A 17,286-nucleotide genomic window follows, 5' to 3' on the forward strand; every position below is an offset into this window, starting at 1 on the left:
ATCCGCCCCGTCATCGCACAGCTCCTCCCAACAGACCGTCCGCCAAGCCGATGACCACGGGCAGGACGCCCACCGCGATGAAGGCGGGCAGGAAGCACAGCCCCACCGGTGCGGTGACCATCACAGCGGCCCGGCGAGCGCGCTCCGTCGCCGCACGGCCCCATTCGGCGCGGGCCTCGGCGGCCAGGCGGGCGACCGGTGAGGCGGCCGGCACCCCGGACTCGTCGGCGCGCTCGAGGAGCCGCGCCAGGGCTCCGGCGCCGGGAAGCGCCGCCAACGAACGCCACGCTTCGGCCGGTTCTCCCCCGAGCCGGGCCTCCGCGGCCCCTCTGGCCAGCCGTCCGCCCACGGGTCCGCCCAGGGCCTCGCCCACGGCCTGCGCGGCCACCACCGGGCTCGCCCCGGCCGTGATGCAGGCGGCCAGCAGATCAGCGGCGAGAGGCAGCTGGCGTGCGGCCTCGGCGGCGTCGTACGCCTCGCCCGGGTCGCCGCCCGCGCGCCGGGCCCTCTTCAGCCACTGCCAGGCCCCGACTCCGGCGGCCAGCCCCAGCAGCAGCCCCACGAGCCCGCCGACGAGCACCCACCCGGCGCCGACCGCGCCGACGACCGGCAGCCATCGCCGCAGGGCCCCCTGTGGCACGAGGTTCCGCCGGGGCGGCCCGGCCGCGAGGGCGAGCACCGCGGTCAGCCGGGCGCGCAGCCTTCGCCGACGTCGCGCGGTGTCGAACGACCGGACCAGCCACCACAGTCCGACGATCACGGCGAGGGCCACCCCCAGCCTGTGGACGACCTCACCGCTCACGCCGCCTCAGCTCCCCGGACGATCCGCAGCGCCCACCACAGGCCCGCGCCCTCCAGCACGGTGCCGACGAGCAGGCAGGCCATCCCCGCCGTGCTGTGCAGCACCACGTGCAGCGGGTCGGCGCCGAGCGCGGTGCCCAGCAGCAGGCCCAGGACCGGAAGCCCGGCGAGCATCACGGCCGTCGATCGTGCGCCGGCCAACTGGGCGCGAAGGTCCGCCCGCTGGTCTCGCTCGGCGCGCAGGGCGCCCTCCAGCCGGTCCAGCCCGGCGGCGAGGCCAGCGCCCCGGTCGACGGCCACCCGCCAGCACGCCGCGAGCCCCAGCAACCCCTCGGCACCCGGCTGCCGTGCCGCGTCCGCCAGGGCACCGGGCACGTCCCCGCCGAAGCGAGCCGCCGCCAGCACCGCGGCCTGGGCCTCGCCCAGCCCCGCGGAGTCCCGCGCGGCCCGCGTCAATGCCTCGCCCGGCTGCCGCCCGGCCCGTACCTCCCCCGCGAGCGACGCGCACAGCGCGACCACGGCATCGCCCCGCCGCTCCCGGACCCGACGCTCCTCCGCCGCCCGCCGCACCCGCCTCAGGAGCGGCACCCCGGCCGCTCCCGCGACGACCGGCAGCACCGACGCCCCGAGCACCGCGATCACCAACCCGGCCACCGGCGCCCACCACTCGGCTCCCAGTGCCCGCACCCGGCCGACGACCCGTTTCCAGCGCGGCGGCCCCACGGCTCCGCCACCCGGCAGCAACGACCGCGCCCGCCGCACCTCGGCGCCCCGCCCCGCGTCCGACATCCACGCCGCGGCCCCGGCACACATCACGGCCACCACCCCCGAGATCTCCCCGACCCCCGTCACCGCCGCTCACTCCCTTCCAGAAAGCCACCGGCCCGGCTGAACACCCCGCCCGGCAATCCACCGCCCCGCCCCCGAGCCCCGTCCGAAGCCCTGCCATCCCCACCGCGCGCCCCGCCCGACGCCTCATCACCCGGACCCCGCGCCCCGCCCGACCTCTCGTCGCCCCGGCCGCGCAGCCCGTCCGGAAGCTCCTCAGTCCGCCCGTGCGTCCCGCCGGAGGTCTCGTCCCATCGGCCGTGCGCCCCACCCCGAAGCAGCCCCCGGAGTCGCTCCCAGCCCCGCTCGTACACGAACGCCGCCTCGCCCCAGCGGAGGGCCGGCACGGTCACCACCAGTCCCGAACCGTCCCGTTCCAGCACATGCACCTCGGCGATCCGCCGTCGGCCGTCCCGGTCCCGTACGAGGTGCAGGACCACCGACAGCGCGGCCGCCAACTGGCTGTGCAGCGCGGCCCGGTCCAGCCCCGCGGCCGTGCCGAGGGCCTCCAGACGGGCCGGCACCTGGCCCGCGGCGTTGGCGTGGAGCGTTCCGCAGCCGCCCTCGTGGCCGGTGTTCAGGGCGGCCAGCAGCGACACCACCTCGGGTCCGCGCACCTCGCCGACCACCAGCCGGTCCGGGCGCATGCGCAGCGCCTGCCGCACCAGGTCCCGCAGCTCGACGAGGCCCACGCCCTCCTGGTTCGCCGGTCTGCCCTCCAACCGCACCACATGCGGATGGTCGGGCCGCAGCTCCGCCGAGTCCTCGGCCAGCACGATCCGCTCCCCGGGGTCGACCAGACCGAGCAGCGCGCTCAGCAACGTGGTCTTCCCGAACCTCTGACAGAGACACCACTCTTCGGGCAGACTCGGGAGCATGAGCGACGACCTCAGCTACCAGCGCGAACCCGAGACCGACGACGAGGCCACCGCCGAGGAACAGAGCGTGGTCATCCGCGCCGAGCTCGCGGCGAGCGGCTGGACCGTCGACGTCCCGCAGCCGACCCCCGACGACATCAAGGACCACGCGCTGAAGGCCGACGAGGCGGAGGACGAGGAGTCGTGAGCCCCGCCCTTCGCAGCGCCGTCGACGTCGCGGCAGGCGGGAAGACCCGCGCGGTCATCTACTGCCGCATCAGCCAGGACCGCACCGGCGCCGGCCTCGGCGTCGAGCGCCAGGAGCAGGACTGCCGGGCCCTCGCGGAACGCAACGGCTGGGACGTCGTCGAGGTGTACGTCGACAACGACGTGAGCGCCTACTCGGGCAAGCTCCGCAAGGACTACCGGCGCATGCTCGCCGACCTCGAGCAGGGCACCGCCACGGTCGTCATCGTCTGGCACACCGACCGGCTCACCCGCTCGATCGTCGAGCTGGAGGAGTACATCGAGCTGTCCGACCGGCGCGGCATCTCCACCCACACCGTGCAGGCCGGAACGATCGACCTCGCCACACCGTCCGGGCGGATGACCGCGCGGATCCTCGGCGCCGTCGCCCGCCAGGAGTCCGAGCACAAGGGGCACCGTGTCGCCCGCGCCCGGCAGCAGCGGGCCCTCGCCGGCGAGTGGTCCGGCGGGATCCGCCCGTTCGGCTGGGGTGTGCCCACCGGGGAGACGAAGACGAAGGTCGACCGGAAGACCGGCGAGGAGGTCGAGGCACCGGTCCTCGACATGAACCAGGTCGTGCCCGAGGAGGCCGAGGCGCTGCGCCACTGGACGGACACACTGCTCGCCGGAGGCTCGATCCGGGGGTGCGTGAGGTGGGCGGCCGACAAGGGGTTCACCTCGACCCGCGGCAACGCGATCACGCACACCGACATGCGGCACATGCTGATGCGCCCGAGGAACGCCGGAATCGCCGTCTACAAGGGCGAAGAGGTGGGGCGCGGCCTGTGGGAGCCGATCGTCGACGAGACGAAGTTCAGGGCCGTCGTGGCGATCCTGTCCGACCCCGGGCGGACGGTGAACCGCGGGGCCCAGCCGAAGTGGGTCGGCTCGCTGCTGTACGAGTGCGGGCGCGGTGAGTGCGGCGAGGGCATGACGGTCACGCAGTCCGGCGGCAGGTCGTATCCGTCGTACCGGTGCCCGACCGGGCACGGCGGCGGTCGGCGCGCCGAAATCGTGGACCGGCACGTCGAGGACACGATCGTCGAGCGGCTGGAGCGGGACGACGCGCACGAGCTGCTGCTGCCCGGCCCGGACGACGTGGACGTGACCGGGCTGCAGGCGGAGGCCGAGCAGATCCGCCGGCGGATGAAGGACCTGGGCGGTCTGTTCGGCGCGGGGCAGCTGGAGCTGGGGCCATTCACGGAGGGCATGGACACGGCACGCGCGCAGCTGGATGGCGTAAACCGGCAGCTGGCTCGTGCGGCGACGGTGGATCCGCTGGTGGATCTGGTGGGGGCGCCGGATGTACGGAAGGCGTGGCGGGCGCTCGGTCTGGAGCGGCAGCGGAACGTACTGCGGTCACTGGTCACGGTGACGCTGAAGACGCCACGGCAGGGGCGGATGCCGGACGGCGGGTACTTCGACTACGACGCCGTCGTATTCGGCTGGAAGCGGGGCAACCGGCTTTAGCGGCACTCTCGCCACCAAGGACGGCTACTCCCCTTCACTCTCAACCTGGATCCTTTTCTTGAGCAGACCACCGAGTGCCATCCAAGCGAATGAAGCCCATTCATCACCTTCCCTTAGAGAAGCAATGAATCCGGGATCCACCTGTTCGCCGTCAAGGAATTGAGCAACCGAGTTAAGCAGCATGCCACTCTCCTCCATCAGCTCCTCTTCCGAGAGTGACCGATGCCGCCTGCGCTCGTTGCTGGCCACCTTGCGGAGAGCCCAGCTGTCGATGTTCTCAATGTCGGACTGATCGATACCTACGGCCTCGTACAGGCTTGGCATCGAAAAGCACATGTATCCATGACGATGGAAGGCATCTCGCAGCGCAACATCGAGATCGAACTCGTCGCCCGTATCTCGATACTGGCGAATAGCCTGAGCTAGCTCAGTAACACATTCGAACATTACAATCTCAGACCTCGAAGCCTGTACTTGATAAAGCAGGGCCTGATAATCACGACGCGTATCCGATAGCTGCCGCTCCAAGGCGTCGATCAATTCGTCTAGATTTCCGCCAGAATGACGAAAGTAATCCAGATCTTTGCGATAGATGGCGGAAAGTGCGGCAACTTCAGAGAAGAGGACGGGCCGATCGCCCGATTCACTCTTGGCGACCGTGGATTGCCGCCATTTGAATCCGCGTTCCACCATGGCCTCCGCCACGGCCTGCTGCGACATGCCAGACGCCACCCGGGCGCCCTTGAGGCGCATCGCCAGGACCGACGGGAGCCGAGCGGCAACCGACTCGGCCGCCTCTGCGTTGGCAGGCGTTGACTGCCGTTGATTCTCCATGGGGATTAAGAGTACCCACGAATCCACCCCTGACAAGGTTGACATCCTCGATCACGAGGGGCATGCTCGCTGGGCATCAGAAGGCAACGCAGATCCATCCCCATCAAGGTTGAAGATGCATCACTACCTCACCACCGCCGAGGTGGCCGCTCACTACCGAACCGCTCCAAGCACGGTCAGGTACTGGCGACTCATCGGCTACGGGCCCAAGTGCGCCAAAGTCGGACGTCAGTACCTGTATCCCGAGAGCGCCCTGCGCGACTTCGACGCACAACTCCTCGCCCAGACAGCGAGCAACAGCACCGCTCCCGAGGTCCAGTCGGGAGCGACTGCCAGCGGAAACGACGACGCCCCCGGGGTCCAGCCGGAGGCGTCTGTCGAGAAGTCCATCCCTACCGCGAAGTAAGAGAACGGAACACCTCTATGCACATGGTTGCACAGGCGTCAACGGCGACGTCCATCCCGACCGAACAGTGCGACACCACCCTGACCACGCTGCCGCGCACCTTCACGGTCACCGACAAGGACACCAAGGAAGAGCTCACCTTCACCTGCATGCCCGGCTGCACCGTGGTGCACGAGGTCATCGACTGCAGCCGCCCCGTGGCCTCCGACGATGTCTGCTGCATCGGCGACCAAAACGGCCAGGTCAGCCTGCCCTTCGAAGGGGTCAGTGCACCCAAGGATGCGTACGTCCTCAGGGCCTACCTTCGGGCCGCCCCGTTCGCCAAGGTCATGTCGGAGCGTCTCCCGCACGTCATGTTCGAGGTCGTCGAGGACGAGTACGTCGTGGGCCTCGACCCGGACAGCCTGGCCGTGGTGATCGGCGTGTTCGAGGAGCGGCTCGAAGCGCTCCGCTGTACGTACGCCGACCTCGTCCAGACCCGCGCCAAAGTCCTCGGCGACACCGTCCAGGCCGCCAAGGCGGGAAGCGGGGCGACGGCATGACGACACTGACCACCCGCGAGGGCCTCAAGGCCTTCCGTGAGCGGATGTGCGAGCAGCTCGCCCAGCTGCCCGACGGACTCGGGAAGAAGACTCTGCACGTCGAGCAGGCCCAGCTGGGCCCGAACGCGTTCTTCACCCACCGGCTCGACGACGACGGACACCACATCGTCTACGACCCCCGGCAGGTCAAGGCCCTCAAGGTCCGTACGTTCCTCGGGCTCTACGCCGAGTACACCGAGGGCTGGGTCCTCGACTGGCTCCACGAGTCCTACTTCCAGTCCGACAGCACCTCGTGGCGGGACTTCCACGAGTTCTTCGTCGAGGAAATCGACCGCGCCCAGGACCCGGAAGGCGTCTTCCATCAGGTCCTGAACCTGATCCGCGAGAGGCACGACGAGCGCGCCGAGGCGACCGCATGACCGCCCCGACCAGCACCGTGACGGCCGCAGGGGGAGCCTGCGGCCGTCCGGCCCTCAGCGAGGCCGAACAGGCCCGTCGAGCGGCACGCCCCGTACGCGACCCCGACCCCAAGCGGAACGCCGCCTACTGGGCCCGCATCGACGCCATCGTCGACCAGGCCCCGCCGCTCACCGACGAGCAGCGCGCCGTCATCCGCACCGCGTTCCACCAGCCCACCACCAGCACCCGGGAGGCAGCGTGAGCATCACCACGCCCACCGAGGCCGACGTGCGCCTGGTCCTCACCGTGGACCTCACCGGCCGCTACGACAACCACCGCGAAGTGTCCGCCGCCCTGCGCGAGCAGACCCGGCGGAACATCGACTGCCACACCGCCGTCGTACGACTCGGCGCCGACGCCGTCCGCCTCAACCTGGAGCTCGGCCGGCTCATCGCCGCGGCGTTCTACCTCTCGGCGAAGCGCATCGAGGTCCACGCCCCGGCCGGGAACGTGATGGGCCCGCTCATCCACGACGAGGTCGCCCGCTACGTGCGGCTGTACACGGCCGATCACGCCCACATGACCGCCGGATCGAACCCCGGGCGCCCGCCGGGCTGACCGGAACGCGTGCGGGGCCCCGACATCCGTCTGGGGCCCCGCACGCCACATCTCCCCCGTCGGCCACGTACGAAAAGAGCAAGCCTTGAGCGACACGGGTCCGACGAGCGCGCAGCACGGCGCACGGGCCTCCCTGCCTGCGGCAGGCCGCTGATGGGGTATCCCCTGTACCGCGAGGTCAAGAAGTGGGCGCCGGCCACGCTGACGCACCGCGAGAAGCTCGCGGCCATGATCCTGGCCGACGACGCCAACGACGTCACCCGAGAGACGTTCAGCAGCGTCGTCGACCCGGACATCCTGCGGTTCGCCATGGTCAAGAACGACCGGGACATGCGGAAGATCCTCGCCCGCCTGGTCGAGGAGAAGGTCCTCGAACGGGTCAGCGGTGGCGGCAACGGCCGCGTAGCGAAGTACCGCTTCCGGTATCTGACTCCTGCGGACTCGCCCAACGTTGCCGGTCCAGAAGAGACCGCCAAAGGCATCCCTGGGCTCGTCGTAGCCGGTCCAGAAAGCACCTCCAACTCTGAAGTTGCCGGTTCAGACGAGACCGCCAACTCTGTCCCCGGGTCGGGGGCGATGTCCCAGAAAGAACCGGCTACTGAAGGAGTTGGCGGTTCTTTTTCGCACCGTAGCCGGTCCAAAAAGAACCTCCCTACTCCTTCTACTTCCTCAACTACCTCCTCAACCACTGCTGCGCCGGACGAGTCCGTCGCAGTCGAGGGCAGCAAGATCGAAGCTCTCTTCGACGAACCGACACCCGGTCCCCCTGCTGCCGCTCGCCGCCAGAAGAAGCCATCCGAGCGGAAGCCGAATCCGCACCAGGTCGCCGACGACCTCACCGCCGCCTACTGGGAGCGCCACGGCAAGGGCCGCGCCCAGAGCTTCATCTCGATCCGCGGCGTGGTCCGTACCGCTATCGGCAACGGCTTCGACCGCGACGACTGCGCCCGCGCTCTGGACCGCTGCGCCCGCACTGGGCGCGCGATCTCCGGCGCCAGCCTCGACATCGCCCTCGGGGAGATCCGCCGAGACGGCCAGCGCACCACCGCGCCCCCGACAGCCCCCCGCCACATGACCGAAGAGGAGAAGCGCGATGCCCTCCAGTTCTGACGACACCCCCAGCGCCCGCCAGTCCTGGCTCGAAGAGCGCTGGGTGGAAGCAGCACGGCGTTTCGACGCCAAGACCCCGGTCATCTACCAGCAGGAAATCGAGTTCGACGAACGCGTCTCGGACTGGGCCCTGGGGAACACCGGCTCCAGCAGCCTGTTCCTCACCGGCCCCATCGGCGTCGGCAAGACCCACACCGCCTGGCGCGTCTGCCGCCTCTGGCTCGAGAACGCTGTCGGCCCCGGCATCCCGTGGAAGGGCTCCCCGGTGATCGCCACGACCCGCGCCACGTCCCTGTTCGACGCGCTGCGCCCCGACGCGCAGTCCGAAGGCCGGCGCCTGATCGAGCGGCTCCAGACCGCCGACCTGCTGTTCGTGGACGACCTCGCCGCCGCCCGCGCCTCCGACTGGACCCGGGAGCGGCTGTTCGAGATCTTCGACGAGCGGTACATCAACCGGCGCCCCGTCGTCATCACCTCTGACGTGCTGCCCAGCAACCTGACCGAGATCATCGGGCCCCGCGTCGCCTCCCGGCTCGCCGAGATGTGCCGCGGGAACGTCGTGCTCCTCGATGGCGACGACCGCCGCAAGGGCGGCAACCGATGACCCAGGACATCGCCACCGCGCCCGGCCTCACCGCCCCCGACGCCGAACAGATCCTCGCCGCCTCCGTCATGGCCCGGCCCGACCTCATCGACGAACTCGCCGACGAGTTCAGCCCCGACGACTTCGAGTTCCCCCGCAACCTGTGCGTGTGGAAGGCCGTCGACGAGATCCGGCAGACCCTGACCGACGGCGAGATCCGCTGGGAGGCCGTCGGCAGGCAGCTCCAGGCGTGGAAGGCCGCCGGGGAACTGCCCCTGGTCCCGCCCACCGTCAGCGACCTGGCGGTGCTCTACGGCTACGCGGAGCCGACGTACTCGGCCGCCGCGTACTACGCCCAGCAGATCACCGAGGCCGCTGTCGCGCGCCGCCTATACGCGGTCGGCCACGATGCCGCCGTCCGCGCGCGGTCCGCAGCGTTCAACCCCGCCGAGGACATCCCCGCCATCCAGGCCGCGCTGGACGGCGTCCTCAGCAGCAACACCTCCTCGGACACGGTCCTCGCGGCCGACCTCCTGGGCGCCGCCCTCGCACGGGCCGTCACACCGCCGACCCTCGCGGACCGCATCCCGACCGGGATCGTCGACCTCGACGCGGTCACCGGCGGCGGCTTCGCCCCCGGCCGGATGGTCATCGTCGGCGCCCGGCCCGGCGCCGGAAAGACCACGTTCGGGCTGGGGCTCGCCCGCGCTGCCGCGATCCGCGCGCAGATCCCGACGCTGTTCTGCACGCTGGAGATGGCCGGCGACGAGGTGATGAACACGATCCTCGCGGCGGACGCCCGGGTGCCGCTGCACCACATCACGACCGGGAAGGTCGATGACCTCGGCGTGGCCCGGATGCTCAGGTCCGCGGAACGGATCAAGGCGGCTCCGCTGCACATCGACGACGCCACGCAGGTCACCCTCGCCTCGCTGCGGGGGAAGGTCCGGCACCTGATCCGCACGGCCGGGCTTCGCCTCCTGGTCGTGGACTACCTCCAGTTGATGCAGGCGCCGAAGGCCGAGAACCGGCAGGTAGCGGTGTCGGCGCTCTCGCGCGGGCTGAAGCTCCTGGCGAAGGAGTTCGGCATCACGGTGATCGTGCTCGCCCAGTTGAACCGGGCCTCCGAGCAGCGCGCGGACAAGCGGCCGACGATCGCGGACCTCCGGGAGTCGGGCTCGATCGAGCAGGACGCGGACATCGTGATCCTTCTGCACCGTCCGGACATGTACGAGCCGGAGTCGCCGCGGGCCGGGGAGATCGACCTGATCCTCGACAAGCACCGCGCGGGAAGCCGGACCACGATCACAGCGGCGTTCCAAGGGCACTACGGGGCCGTCGTCGACATGGCGCAGACGTGAGCGCCATCACCGCGGCGGACATCGCCGCCGCCCGCGCCCAGGGCGACCTCGCCGCGCTGCTGCTGATGGCGTCCGGACAGCCGGTCACGTCCGCGCCGAAGCAGCACGCCAAGGCCGTCACACCGCTCGTGCCTCGATCCCGGCCCGGGGCGTGGCCGGACGGCTCCCGCTCCCCCGGGCTCACCCCGGACGTGGCCGCGCACCTCCACCAGCTGTGGCCCGACCGGTACCCGGCGCCCGGCGGTGCTCAGTGACGCGCGGGGCAGGCCGTTCCCGCGGCTACCGGCCGCAGGACTCGGAGCTGCGGCCGGGCAAGGTCGTCGTCCCGTTCGGCGAGAACACCACGATCTGCCCGGCCTGCCGTCAGCACCGGCACGGCTCGTGCTGGGCACACCTGTCCGCGCTCGGCGCCGGCGGTGAGCCGGGCTGCCCGTGTGGCTGTCACGTGCCGCTCGACGAGCCGCTGATGACGGACGAAGCGATCGACGACATGGCCGCCCACGGCACTCTCGCCGAGCACATCAAGCTCACGCGGGCCGTGCTGCTGGGGTCGTTCGGCATCCACCACCCGGACGTCTGTCGCCGCTGCACCGCCCGTGAGGCCGCCCGCAACGGCGGCCAGGCCGAACTACCCCTGGAGGGCTTGTGAACGCGACCTGCGGACTGTGCGGCGAGCAGCTGGAGCGCGGGCACCTGTGCGAGCGGCACACCGTGGCCCTGGCGAAGCGCCTGGAGGAACTGCCTGTCCTGTACGGCGAAGTCGCCGAGTGCCTCGTTCCGCGCCGGTACGGCTGGGGCGAGATCGTGGCGACCAAGGGCGCGGCCGGCCCCCGGTCCCCGCTCGACGAGGACGTCCTCGACACGGTGAACACCGCCCGCGCCACCGAGGTGTTGCACCTGTGGCGGGTGGACGTGCAGCGCGAGCGGTGGCCCCGGCACGGGGCGCCGCCACCGTCCGGGCTGGCTGCTGACTGCCGGTGGCTCGGTATGGAGCTGGCGTGGATCGCCGCGCACTACCCGGCGGCCGGGGACCTGGCGGGCGAGGTGCGGGAGCTGGAGCGGCAGGCGCGGACGATCGTCGGCGACCCGCCGCCCCGGCCGCAGCGGCTCGGCACGTGCATCGCGGTCGTGGACGACGCGGGCACGGTGTGCGGGGCGGAGCTGTCCCGGCTGCCGGGTGGGCCGGTGCGGTGCCGGCAGTGCGGGACGTCGTACCGGACCGAGCAGGATCTGCTGCTGCTCTGGCACTACCAGCCCAAGCAGTCCGCGTGACCACCTTGACCCAGATAAGCACCCCTGCTTATATTTGTGGTCAGGCAGTCACCTCCGGTACGAGGAGGGACGTGACTACATGGAGAGAGCGGCACGACGAGGCCGTCCGTAAGCAGGAAGCCGCCCAGCAGGCCTACCAAGAAGCCACCGACGAACGGGCCCTCGCCCTCATCGCCGGCGCTGAAGAACTCGGGAGCCAGGCCGCTGTCGCGCGAGAGCTCGGCGTCAAGACTCCGAGCGTCAACCAGGCCATCCGCGCCTACCAGAAGAAGACCGAGTAGCACCCACAACTGAAGACGGCCCAAGGCCGGGATTGCCGTCCCAGCCAAGGGCCTGACCGCATCACCTACCTGACTAGACCAGGAGGAGACACGGCTATGGCCGATCTTTCCCCGCGCCCTGGCGTGCCCGCAAGTTCCCCGTCCACCCCCACGCAGAACCCCGGCAACGCCCACGACCTCCGCCAGCTCCTGGAGGCCGTCCTCGAAGCCGTCACCCTCCCCCACGACACCCCCGAACACGCCCGCCGCATGGAGAGCCGGGCCGACTGGGTCCGCGCCACCATCAAGGGCGCCCTCGCCGAGGACCCGGCCAGCATCGGCTGGAACGCCGACTTCCTCCGCAGCAGGCTCCGCGCCGAGGAGACCGAGGCCGCCGAAAGGACCGCCCGTGCCTCCGTCGACCGTGCCTTCCCCGTCGTCGCCCAGTTCCTCGCCGACGAAGCCGCCAGGGAGGACGGACAGTGACCGGGACCCGCACCATCACCCTGCTCACCGTCGACCACGGCCTGGTCACCCTGGACGAGCCCGCCTGGTGCGTCGGCCACACCGACCACCGGCCCGAAACCCACCGCGCCGACATCCTCCACAAGGGCCCGGACGTCGAACTGACCTTCCGCGGCGGCGAGGTCCTCGTCGCCTGCCTCGCCCAATCCCCCTACGCGACGCTCGCCGACTCCGAGCTGGGCGGCCCGACGATCGGCGTCTCGGTCTACCCACCCGGCCGGACGCTGCCCCCGGTCGGCCTGTACCAACTCGCAGCCTCGCTCGACAGCTACGCGGACCAGATCCGCGGCCTCGCCGAGCAGCTCACGAGGATCCTCGCCGGAGGTGACCGGTGAAGCGCGACCCGCTCCTGTGGGCCGCCCTCGTCGCGGTCCTCGTCGTTCTCGCCTCCGCCGAGTACCGGCTCGCGGTGGCGTGCGGCTTCGGCCAGTACGTCGCCGCCGGCGTCCCGGCCGCCCTCGACGTCTACGCGCTCGCCGCGCTCCGGGCCCGCCGGGACGTCCTCGCGGTCGTCGCCGTACTCATCGGCGTGAACGCCGCGAGCCATCTCGTCGAGGTCGGTCTCCTGCCCGTCGACGTACCCCTCGTCGTCGCCGTATCCGCAGTCGCCCCACTCGTCCTGTGGCGCGTCCACCGGCTCGGCGAGGACCACGAAGAGGCCGCTCCCGTACCCGCCGTATCCGCCGCACCCGAGGCGTACCCGCCCGTCGAGGTACAGCGGGATACACCGGCCTCCGAGTCGGCCGAGGAGACGCCCACGCTGCCCGTCCTCGGCCCGTTCCTGAGCCTCGAAGAGCTGCCGCGTACCCCGGTGTATCCGGCCGCCGAGCAGGACCGATACGACCGCACCGAGGACGACGTATCCGCCCCGGATACGGACGGGGATACACCGGATACGCTCCCGCTCCCGCCCGGATACGCGCGCGCCGACAGCGCCGAGGACGAGCTCACCGCGCGGGCCCGCGAGAACTTCGAGCAGCTACTCGCCGACGGCCGCGCGCCCTCGATCCGGGCACTGCGGGATACGTACTCGATCGGCCAGCCACGCGCACAACGCATCCAGGCGGAGCTCGTCGGCTCGTGATCCTCGGTCTGTTCTTCGGGCTGTCCGCCCTGCTCGCCCTCTTCGGGCTGTGCGCTGTCGCGCTCCACGACGTCCCCAAGATCTCCGGGACCGTCGCCCTGATCATCACCATGGCCGCCCTCGGCGTGGCCGTCCTCCGCTAGGACTCCGCATGCCTCCGCTCGACATTCCCACGTACGCCCTCGTGTCCCTCGGCGGGGTCACCGTCGGCCTCTCTCTGTTCGCCTGGGACTTCTCCCGCTGGTTCGCCTCCCACAAGAAGCGGTTCTCTCCGAAGGCGCTTCGTCAGCTCGCGCCGTTCCTGCTGTGCCTCGCGTACGGGACCCTGCTCATCCTCTCGGCGGGCGGCCTGATCGGGGCCGCCGCCGACTGGTCCTTGTGGGGCACGAACATGGTCGGTGAGGCGGTCCTCGTCTACGGCGTCGGTGGCACCTCGCCCGACGTCACGCGGGGCTCGTTCCTCGCGCTCACCCCTGGCGGGCACGCGGTCGTCATCGTCACGACCGTCGTCATGCTCGCCGTGTCCTCCCGTCGGGGCTTCCGCTGGGACTTCGTGCGCGGAGTCCTGGCCGGCGTCAGTCTGGGGCTCGCGTCCAGCGTCGCCGGGGTCGCCGGGTACGTCCTCGCCCCAGTCGTCTCGTACGCGGGTGACCTGGTCGTGGGTCTCCTGTGAAGGCGGCCGGGGCGGGCGGGAAGCTCGCGCGCGGTACCTGGTTCGCGCTGGAGGCGTGGGGGGTGTGGCTGTCCGCGCCGAGTCACCAGGAGCGGGCCGGGCTCGTGCGCCTGGCCGTGATCCTGGGGCGGCTGGCGGGCTCCCTGGTGGCCGCGGTCGCCTGTGCCGGGGTGCTGTCGCGTGCCCCGCATCTGGTCTACGTGGTGCCGCTGTTGTGGCTCGGCACCGCATGGCATATGTCCGATTGGTCGGCCACTCCCCCACCGAGAGGGGCTGCCCCCGAATCTGACGAAGCTGCACGTCGCAGGCGCAAGAGCGCGAGAGGGGCTACGGACCCGAACGGGGTTATGTGCATCGTCCACCCAACCGTAGCGGAGGAGGTGAACGAGTCATGATCAAGCACTTGTTGACCCTCATCGGCCTTGCGCCCACCTACTGCGGACGCTGCGGGTGGTGGGTCGAGAACTGCCCGCACCAGTAGTTCATCCTTGGGGCATGGAGTCGCTCAACATCCGCCCCGGCCACCTCACCGCCCACCAGACCGCCCACATGCTCGGCATCACCCTCGGCGGCGTCCGCAAGCTCGTTCAACGCGGACGCCTGACCCGCTCCGGCGGCACCGACCGACAGCCCTGGTACCCCGTCGCTGACGTCGCCGCGCTCGCCGCCGACCGCCCCACCCGCAACGCCGCTTGACCGCAGGTCAGCCGCGTGTCACGATCCGGGTGTACAACTGTGCCCTCAACCGGCACCACAGACACCCGAGGCCCCGCCCACCAGCGGGGCCTTCGTCATGCCCGGGGAGCCGATGGCCAACCGCGACGAACTCGTCTCCTACGAGTACCGGCAGATGCGCGCCCGCCTGCTCGCCGCATCCGACGTCTGCATCGTCTGCGGCCACGGCGGATCCGACACCGCCGACCACGTCATCCCCGTGAGCAAGGGCGGCGCCCGCCTGGACCCGGAGAACCTCGCACCCATCCACGGCAACGCCGGCTGTCCGGTGTGCTTGAGGAAGTGCAACAACGAGAAGGGCGACAAGCCCCTGTCCGAAGTCACCCAGCTCGTCACGAGCGTCGACTGGTTCGCCGGACCGTAGAGAGGACGCCATGCCCGAGCCGACCACGCACGCCAGCCCACCCGACGGCAGCGGGCTCACCCCGTGCTGCGGCCGGACCCCGTTCGAACTCCCGCACGGCGACCGCATGACGCCCGAGGCCGAGCACGTCACCTGTACGGCGTCGCCCGGCTCGGACCACTGGGCCCTGGACCACGACGTGCACGTCTTCGCCCAGACCGAGTCACGGCCCGGCCCGCTCACCGACGAGGGCGAGCGGTGGAAGGAGTGCAGGCAGACCAGCAAGGTCATGGTCCTGTGCAGGTGTGGCTACTTCAGCGGGCTGATCGACCGGACCAAACTGGAGTCCACCGTGGCGACACTGGCCGCCGAGCACAGCAACGACCTCGCGAAGGCGCAGGTCAGCGAGGTGGAAGCGCCGACGGACCGCCCGGGTTTTTAGAATCGGACATTTCGCAACCCCGCGCCCCCCTGCCATTTTTCTCCCCCCGGGCCGATCTTGACCGGATGATCATGGAAGGGGTCGCGATGGGATCCGTCGAGGACGCCGTCCGCTCGGACGTCGAGCAGCTCGGCGACCTGGTCGGCGTTGAGCCGTCGCTGTCTGAGCTGGCGTTCACGCTGGCCGGCCGGATCGACGCCGCGGCGACCGGCGAGTGCGAGACGTGCGGGGAGGCTGTGCCCCAGGACGACAAGTTGCTGCCCCAGTTGACCCGCGAGCTCCGGCAGACGCTCGCCCAGCTGCTGGAGGGGCGGGCCGCTGACGATGACGACGACCTCGGAGACCTGGGCTCCCCCGACTGAGTTCGCCGAGGATCTGCACGAGCGCTATGGGCTGACGTGCCCGCCGCGCTGGGGGACACCACGGCACCCCGACCGGCCCTCGCTGGGGCCGAAGCTGTGGAAGGTCATGACCAAGCTCGGCGCCCCGCCGATGCCGTGGCAGAAGTACGTCAGCGACGTCGCCCTCGAACTGGACCCGGACACCGGGCTGTTCGTGCACCGTGAGGTGGGCCTGTCGGTGCCCCGGCAGCAGGGCAAGACAGAGCTGACCCTGGGCGCGCAGGTGCACCGGGCGATGGCGTGGCCGCGGCAGAACATCGTCTATGCCGCGCAGACCCGGGGCATGGCGCGCCAGCGCTGGGAGGACGAGTTTTGGGAGAAGATCTCCGGCTCGGACCTGGCGAAGTACGCGCGCATCCGCAAGTCGAACGGCAACGAGGCGATCCTCTTCCCCGGCAAGCGCTCGAAGATGGGCATCACGGCGAACACGGAGAAGGCCGGCCACGGGCCGCCGCTGGACCTGGGGTTCATCGACGAGGCGTTCGCGCACGAGGACGACCGCTTGGAGCAGGCGTTTTCTCCGGCGATGCTCACCCGCGCGAGGGCTCAGCTGTGGTGGGCGTCGGCCGGCGGCACCACGAAGAGCGTGTGGCTGAACAAGAAGCGCAAGGTCGGACGGGCCCTGATCGAGGCGCTGTTCGCTGCGCTCGCCGAGGACCTGGCCGCTGCGCGCCCGGCGACTGCCTACTTCGAGTGGTACGCGCCGGAGGAGATGGACCGCGCCGATCCGGCGACGTGGCGGGCGACTCTCCCGGCGCTCGGCCACACGGTGACCGAGGCGGTCATCGCGGCCGAGCTGGAGAAGATGGCCGACGATCCGAGCGCGTTCGACCGGGCGTACCTGAACCGCACCCGTAAGCCGGTGCCGCCGAGCGACCCGAATGTCCCCAAAGGCAAGTGGCCCGGGCTGGTCGACGCGAAGAGCCGGCCGACCCGGGACGTGGCGTTCGCCATCGACGTCTCGCAGGACCGCACGCAGTCGTCGATCTCTGCCGCGTCGCTGCGCCCCGACGGCAAGGTCCATGTGGAGGTCGTGGCCCGGCGCCCGGGGACGGACTGGGTGGTGCCCGCGATCGTGAAGCTCCACAGGCTGTGGAAGCCGGTGGTCGTGGCGATCGCGTCGGTGGGCACGCCCGCCGGTTCGCTCATCGACGACCTGGTGTCCGCGGGCATCGACGTGCCCAAGGACAAGGAGCATCCGCAGCGCGGCGACCTGATCGTCATGCGGTCCGGCGACATCGTCGAGGCCTGCGGGCAGATGGCTGACGCGATGAACCAGGGCACCGCCCGCCACATCGACCAGGTGCCGCTGACCGCTGCGGTGAACGGCGCCCGCACCCGCAAGAACGGCGACGCCTGGACGCTGGACCGCACCACTTCGCTCACCGAGATCAGCCCGTTGTGCGCGGCGACGTTCGCCCGCTGGGCGCTGCTGATCCGAGGCCCGCACGTCATCGAGGACTACGACATCGCGGACTCGTTCGCGTGAAGGGAGG

General features: G+C 70.8%; 27 protein-coding genes and 1 pseudogene. 24 read left to right on the plus strand and 4 right to left on the minus strand.

What is annotated here, in order from left to right:
- Positions 1-10: 10 nt before the first annotated feature.
- The 3 genes and pseudogenes from PUR53_RS32345 to PUR53_RS32355 all read right to left on the minus strand — a co-directional run.
- Complete coding sequence (locus tag PUR53_RS32345; RefSeq protein ID WP_329899714.1) at positions 11-802, minus strand: type II secretion system F family protein; 792 nt, start codon at positions 800-802, stop codon at positions 11-13.
- Entirely contained in the window at positions 799-1,614 is an 816-nt protein-coding gene (locus PUR53_RS32350; protein WP_329910733.1) for a type II secretion system F family protein, read from the minus strand. Before PUR53_RS32350 ends, PUR53_RS32345 begins: the two co-directional genes overlap by 4 nt.
- A gap of 268 nt (positions 1,615-1,882) precedes the next feature.
- Positions 1,883-2,462, minus strand: a pseudogene (locus tag PUR53_RS32355) (ATPase, T2SS/T4P/T4SS family); the annotation flags it as partial.
- Positions 2,463-2,505: 43 nt separating this feature from the next.
- On the opposite strand from PUR53_RS32355, the gene PUR53_RS32360 reads away from it, so the two are divergent.
- Together PUR53_RS32360 and PUR53_RS32365 are read left to right on the plus strand one after the other, a co-directional pair.
- Positions 2,506-2,694 (plus strand): hypothetical protein, encoded by a 189-nt coding sequence (locus PUR53_RS32360; protein ID WP_329910587.1) that lies wholly within the window; start codon positions 2,506-2,508, stop codon positions 2,692-2,694.
- On the plus strand, positions 2,691-4,202 hold the full coding sequence (locus PUR53_RS32365) for a recombinase family protein (RefSeq protein ID WP_329910588.1): 1,512 nt from the start codon (positions 2,691-2,693) through the stop codon (positions 4,200-4,202). Before PUR53_RS32360 ends, PUR53_RS32365 begins: the two co-directional genes overlap by 4 nt.
- A gap of 24 nt (positions 4,203-4,226) precedes the next feature.
- Here the strand turns inward: PUR53_RS32365 and PUR53_RS32370 are convergent, their stop codons facing one another.
- Positions 4,227-5,036, minus strand: a complete 810-nt coding sequence (locus tag PUR53_RS32370; protein WP_329910589.1) for a helix-turn-helix domain-containing protein — start codon at positions 5,034-5,036, stop codon at positions 4,227-4,229.
- A gap of 115 nt (positions 5,037-5,151) precedes the next feature.
- On the opposite strand from PUR53_RS32370, the gene PUR53_RS48375 reads away from it, so the two are divergent.
- From PUR53_RS48375 to PUR53_RS32480, 22 genes are all read left to right on the plus strand, one after another.
- Positions 5,152-5,442, plus strand: a complete 291-nt coding sequence (locus tag PUR53_RS48375; protein ID WP_443080385.1) for a helix-turn-helix domain-containing protein — start codon at positions 5,152-5,154, stop codon at positions 5,440-5,442.
- Between the two features lie 17 nt (positions 5,443-5,459).
- A complete protein-coding gene (locus PUR53_RS32380; RefSeq protein ID WP_329910590.1) occupies positions 5,460-5,984 on the plus strand; it encodes a DUF6907 domain-containing protein in 525 nt (174 codons plus the stop codon).
- A complete protein-coding gene (locus PUR53_RS32385; protein ID WP_329910591.1) occupies positions 5,981-6,403 on the plus strand; it encodes a hypothetical protein in 423 nt (140 codons plus the stop codon). Before PUR53_RS32380 ends, PUR53_RS32385 begins: the two co-directional genes overlap by 4 nt.
- Positions 6,400-6,645: a hypothetical protein gene (locus tag PUR53_RS32390; RefSeq protein ID WP_329910592.1), complete on the plus strand. Its 246-nt coding sequence runs from the start codon at positions 6,400-6,402 to the stop codon at positions 6,643-6,645. Before PUR53_RS32385 ends, PUR53_RS32390 begins: the two co-directional genes overlap by 4 nt.
- The gene (locus PUR53_RS32395; RefSeq protein WP_329910593.1) at positions 6,642-7,001 is read left to right on the plus strand and encodes a hypothetical protein; all 360 of its coding nucleotides are present in this window, start codon (positions 6,642-6,644) and stop codon (positions 6,999-7,001) included. Before PUR53_RS32390 ends, PUR53_RS32395 begins: the two co-directional genes overlap by 4 nt.
- Before the next feature lie 228 nt (positions 7,002-7,229).
- The gene (locus PUR53_RS32400; RefSeq protein ID WP_329910594.1) at positions 7,230-8,111 is read left to right on the plus strand and encodes a hypothetical protein; all 882 of its coding nucleotides are present in this window, start codon (positions 7,230-7,232) and stop codon (positions 8,109-8,111) included.
- Positions 8,095-8,715, plus strand: a complete 621-nt coding sequence (locus PUR53_RS32405) for a DnaA ATPase domain-containing protein (RefSeq protein ID WP_329910595.1) — start codon at positions 8,095-8,097, stop codon at positions 8,713-8,715. The genes PUR53_RS32400 and PUR53_RS32405 overlap by 17 nt, the downstream gene beginning before the upstream one ends.
- Positions 8,712-10,055, plus strand: coding sequence for a DnaB-like helicase C-terminal domain-containing protein (locus PUR53_RS32410; protein ID WP_329910596.1), 1,344 nt, complete (start codon positions 8,712-8,714; stop codon positions 10,053-10,055). The genes PUR53_RS32405 and PUR53_RS32410 overlap by 4 nt, the downstream gene beginning before the upstream one ends.
- On the plus strand, positions 10,052-10,309 hold the full coding sequence (locus PUR53_RS32415; RefSeq protein WP_329910597.1) for a hypothetical protein: 258 nt from the start codon (positions 10,052-10,054) through the stop codon (positions 10,307-10,309). The genes PUR53_RS32410 and PUR53_RS32415 overlap by 4 nt, the downstream gene beginning before the upstream one ends.
- Positions 10,306-10,704: a hypothetical protein gene (locus PUR53_RS32420; protein WP_329910598.1), complete on the plus strand. Its 399-nt coding sequence runs from the start codon at positions 10,306-10,308 to the stop codon at positions 10,702-10,704. Before PUR53_RS32415 ends, PUR53_RS32420 begins: the two co-directional genes overlap by 4 nt.
- A complete protein-coding gene (locus tag PUR53_RS32425; RefSeq protein WP_329910599.1) occupies positions 10,701-11,327 on the plus strand; it encodes a hypothetical protein in 627 nt (208 codons plus the stop codon). The genes PUR53_RS32420 and PUR53_RS32425 overlap by 4 nt, the downstream gene beginning before the upstream one ends.
- Positions 11,328-11,398: 71 nt before the next feature.
- Positions 11,399-11,608, plus strand: a complete 210-nt coding sequence (locus tag PUR53_RS32430; protein ID WP_329910600.1) for a hypothetical protein — start codon at positions 11,399-11,401, stop codon at positions 11,606-11,608.
- Between the two features lie 96 nt (positions 11,609-11,704).
- Complete coding sequence (locus PUR53_RS32435; RefSeq protein WP_329910601.1) at positions 11,705-12,073, plus strand: hypothetical protein; 369 nt, start codon at positions 11,705-11,707, stop codon at positions 12,071-12,073.
- A complete protein-coding gene (locus PUR53_RS32440; protein ID WP_329910602.1) occupies positions 12,070-12,447 on the plus strand; it encodes a DUF6907 domain-containing protein in 378 nt (125 codons plus the stop codon). The genes PUR53_RS32435 and PUR53_RS32440 overlap by 4 nt, the downstream gene beginning before the upstream one ends.
- Positions 12,444-13,196 (plus strand): hypothetical protein, encoded by a 753-nt coding sequence (locus PUR53_RS32445; protein ID WP_329910603.1) that lies wholly within the window; start codon positions 12,444-12,446, stop codon positions 13,194-13,196. Before PUR53_RS32440 ends, PUR53_RS32445 begins: the two co-directional genes overlap by 4 nt.
- Entirely contained in the window at positions 13,193-13,339 is a 147-nt protein-coding gene (locus PUR53_RS32450; protein WP_189781260.1) for a hypothetical protein, read from the plus strand. Before PUR53_RS32445 ends, PUR53_RS32450 begins: the two co-directional genes overlap by 4 nt.
- A gap of 8 nt (positions 13,340-13,347) precedes the next feature.
- Entirely contained in the window at positions 13,348-13,869 is a 522-nt protein-coding gene (locus PUR53_RS32455) for a hypothetical protein (protein WP_329910604.1), read from the plus strand.
- A 495-nt stretch (positions 13,870-14,364) separates the two neighbouring features.
- The gene (locus PUR53_RS32460; protein WP_329910605.1) at positions 14,365-14,565 is read left to right on the plus strand and encodes a hypothetical protein; all 201 of its coding nucleotides are present in this window, start codon (positions 14,365-14,367) and stop codon (positions 14,563-14,565) included.
- 112 nt (positions 14,566-14,677) lie between these two features.
- Positions 14,678-14,968 carry an HNH endonuclease gene (locus PUR53_RS32465; RefSeq protein ID WP_329910606.1) on the plus strand — a complete coding sequence of 97 codons (291 nt, stop codon included), beginning with the start codon at positions 14,678-14,680 and terminating at the stop codon, positions 14,966-14,968.
- A gap of 10 nt (positions 14,969-14,978) precedes the next feature.
- On the plus strand, positions 14,979-15,389 hold the full coding sequence (locus PUR53_RS32470) for a hypothetical protein (RefSeq protein ID WP_329910607.1): 411 nt from the start codon (positions 14,979-14,981) through the stop codon (positions 15,387-15,389).
- Positions 15,390-15,454: 65 nt separating this feature from the next.
- Positions 15,455-15,751 (plus strand): hypothetical protein, encoded by a 297-nt coding sequence (locus PUR53_RS32475; RefSeq protein WP_329910608.1) that lies wholly within the window; start codon positions 15,455-15,457, stop codon positions 15,749-15,751.
- Positions 15,714-17,279 (plus strand): terminase large subunit domain-containing protein, encoded by a 1,566-nt coding sequence (locus PUR53_RS32480; RefSeq protein ID WP_329910609.1) that lies wholly within the window; start codon positions 15,714-15,716, stop codon positions 17,277-17,279. The genes PUR53_RS32475 and PUR53_RS32480 overlap by 38 nt, the downstream gene beginning before the upstream one ends.
- The last annotated feature ends 7 nt before the right edge of the window (positions 17,280-17,286 follow it).

Origin of the sequence: Streptomyces sp. SP18BB07 (assembly GCF_036322545.1) — a bacterium.
GTDB lineage: Bacteria > Actinomycetota > Actinomycetes > Streptomycetales > Streptomycetaceae > Streptomyces > Streptomyces deccanensis.

Excerpts from the sequence above, each read along its gene's own strand:
- PUR53_RS32350 (WP_329910733.1), bottom strand. The coding sequence starts at position 1,614 with ATGTGTGCCGGGGCCGCGGCGTGGATGTCGGACGCGGGGCGGGGCGCC.
- PUR53_RS32360 (WP_329910587.1), top strand. The coding sequence starts at position 2,506 with ATGAGCGACGACCTCAGCTACCAGCGCGAACCCGAGACCGACGACGAG.
- PUR53_RS32370 (WP_329910589.1), bottom strand. The coding sequence starts at position 5,036 with ATGGAGAATCAACGGCAGTCAACGCCTGCCAACGCAGAGGCGGCCGAG.
- PUR53_RS48375 (WP_443080385.1), top strand. The coding sequence starts at position 5,152 with ATGCATCACTACCTCACCACCGCCGAGGTGGCCGCTCACTACCGAACC.
- PUR53_RS32380 (WP_329910590.1), top strand. The coding sequence starts at position 5,460 with ATGCACATGGTTGCACAGGCGTCAACGGCGACGTCCATCCCGACCGAA.
- PUR53_RS32385 (WP_329910591.1), top strand. The coding sequence starts at position 5,981 with ATGACGACACTGACCACCCGCGAGGGCCTCAAGGCCTTCCGTGAGCGG.
- PUR53_RS32390 (WP_329910592.1), top strand. The coding sequence starts at position 6,400 with ATGACCGCCCCGACCAGCACCGTGACGGCCGCAGGGGGAGCCTGCGGC.
- PUR53_RS32400 (WP_329910594.1), top strand. The coding sequence starts at position 7,230 with ATGATCCTGGCCGACGACGCCAACGACGTCACCCGAGAGACGTTCAGC.
- PUR53_RS32405 (WP_329910595.1), top strand. The coding sequence starts at position 8,095 with ATGCCCTCCAGTTCTGACGACACCCCCAGCGCCCGCCAGTCCTGGCTC.
- PUR53_RS32410 (WP_329910596.1), top strand. The coding sequence starts at position 8,712 with ATGACCCAGGACATCGCCACCGCGCCCGGCCTCACCGCCCCCGACGCC.
- PUR53_RS32435 (WP_329910601.1), top strand. The coding sequence starts at position 11,705 with ATGGCCGATCTTTCCCCGCGCCCTGGCGTGCCCGCAAGTTCCCCGTCC.
- PUR53_RS32455 (WP_329910604.1), top strand. The coding sequence starts at position 13,348 with ATGCCTCCGCTCGACATTCCCACGTACGCCCTCGTGTCCCTCGGCGGG.
- PUR53_RS32460 (WP_329910605.1), top strand. The coding sequence starts at position 14,365 with ATGGAGTCGCTCAACATCCGCCCCGGCCACCTCACCGCCCACCAGACC.
- PUR53_RS32465 (WP_329910606.1), top strand. The coding sequence starts at position 14,678 with ATGGCCAACCGCGACGAACTCGTCTCCTACGAGTACCGGCAGATGCGC.
- PUR53_RS32470 (WP_329910607.1), top strand. The coding sequence starts at position 14,979 with ATGCCCGAGCCGACCACGCACGCCAGCCCACCCGACGGCAGCGGGCTC.
- PUR53_RS32475 (WP_329910608.1), top strand. The coding sequence starts at position 15,455 with ATGATCATGGAAGGGGTCGCGATGGGATCCGTCGAGGACGCCGTCCGC.
- PUR53_RS32480 (WP_329910609.1), top strand. The coding sequence starts at position 15,714 with ATGACGACGACCTCGGAGACCTGGGCTCCCCCGACTGAGTTCGCCGAG.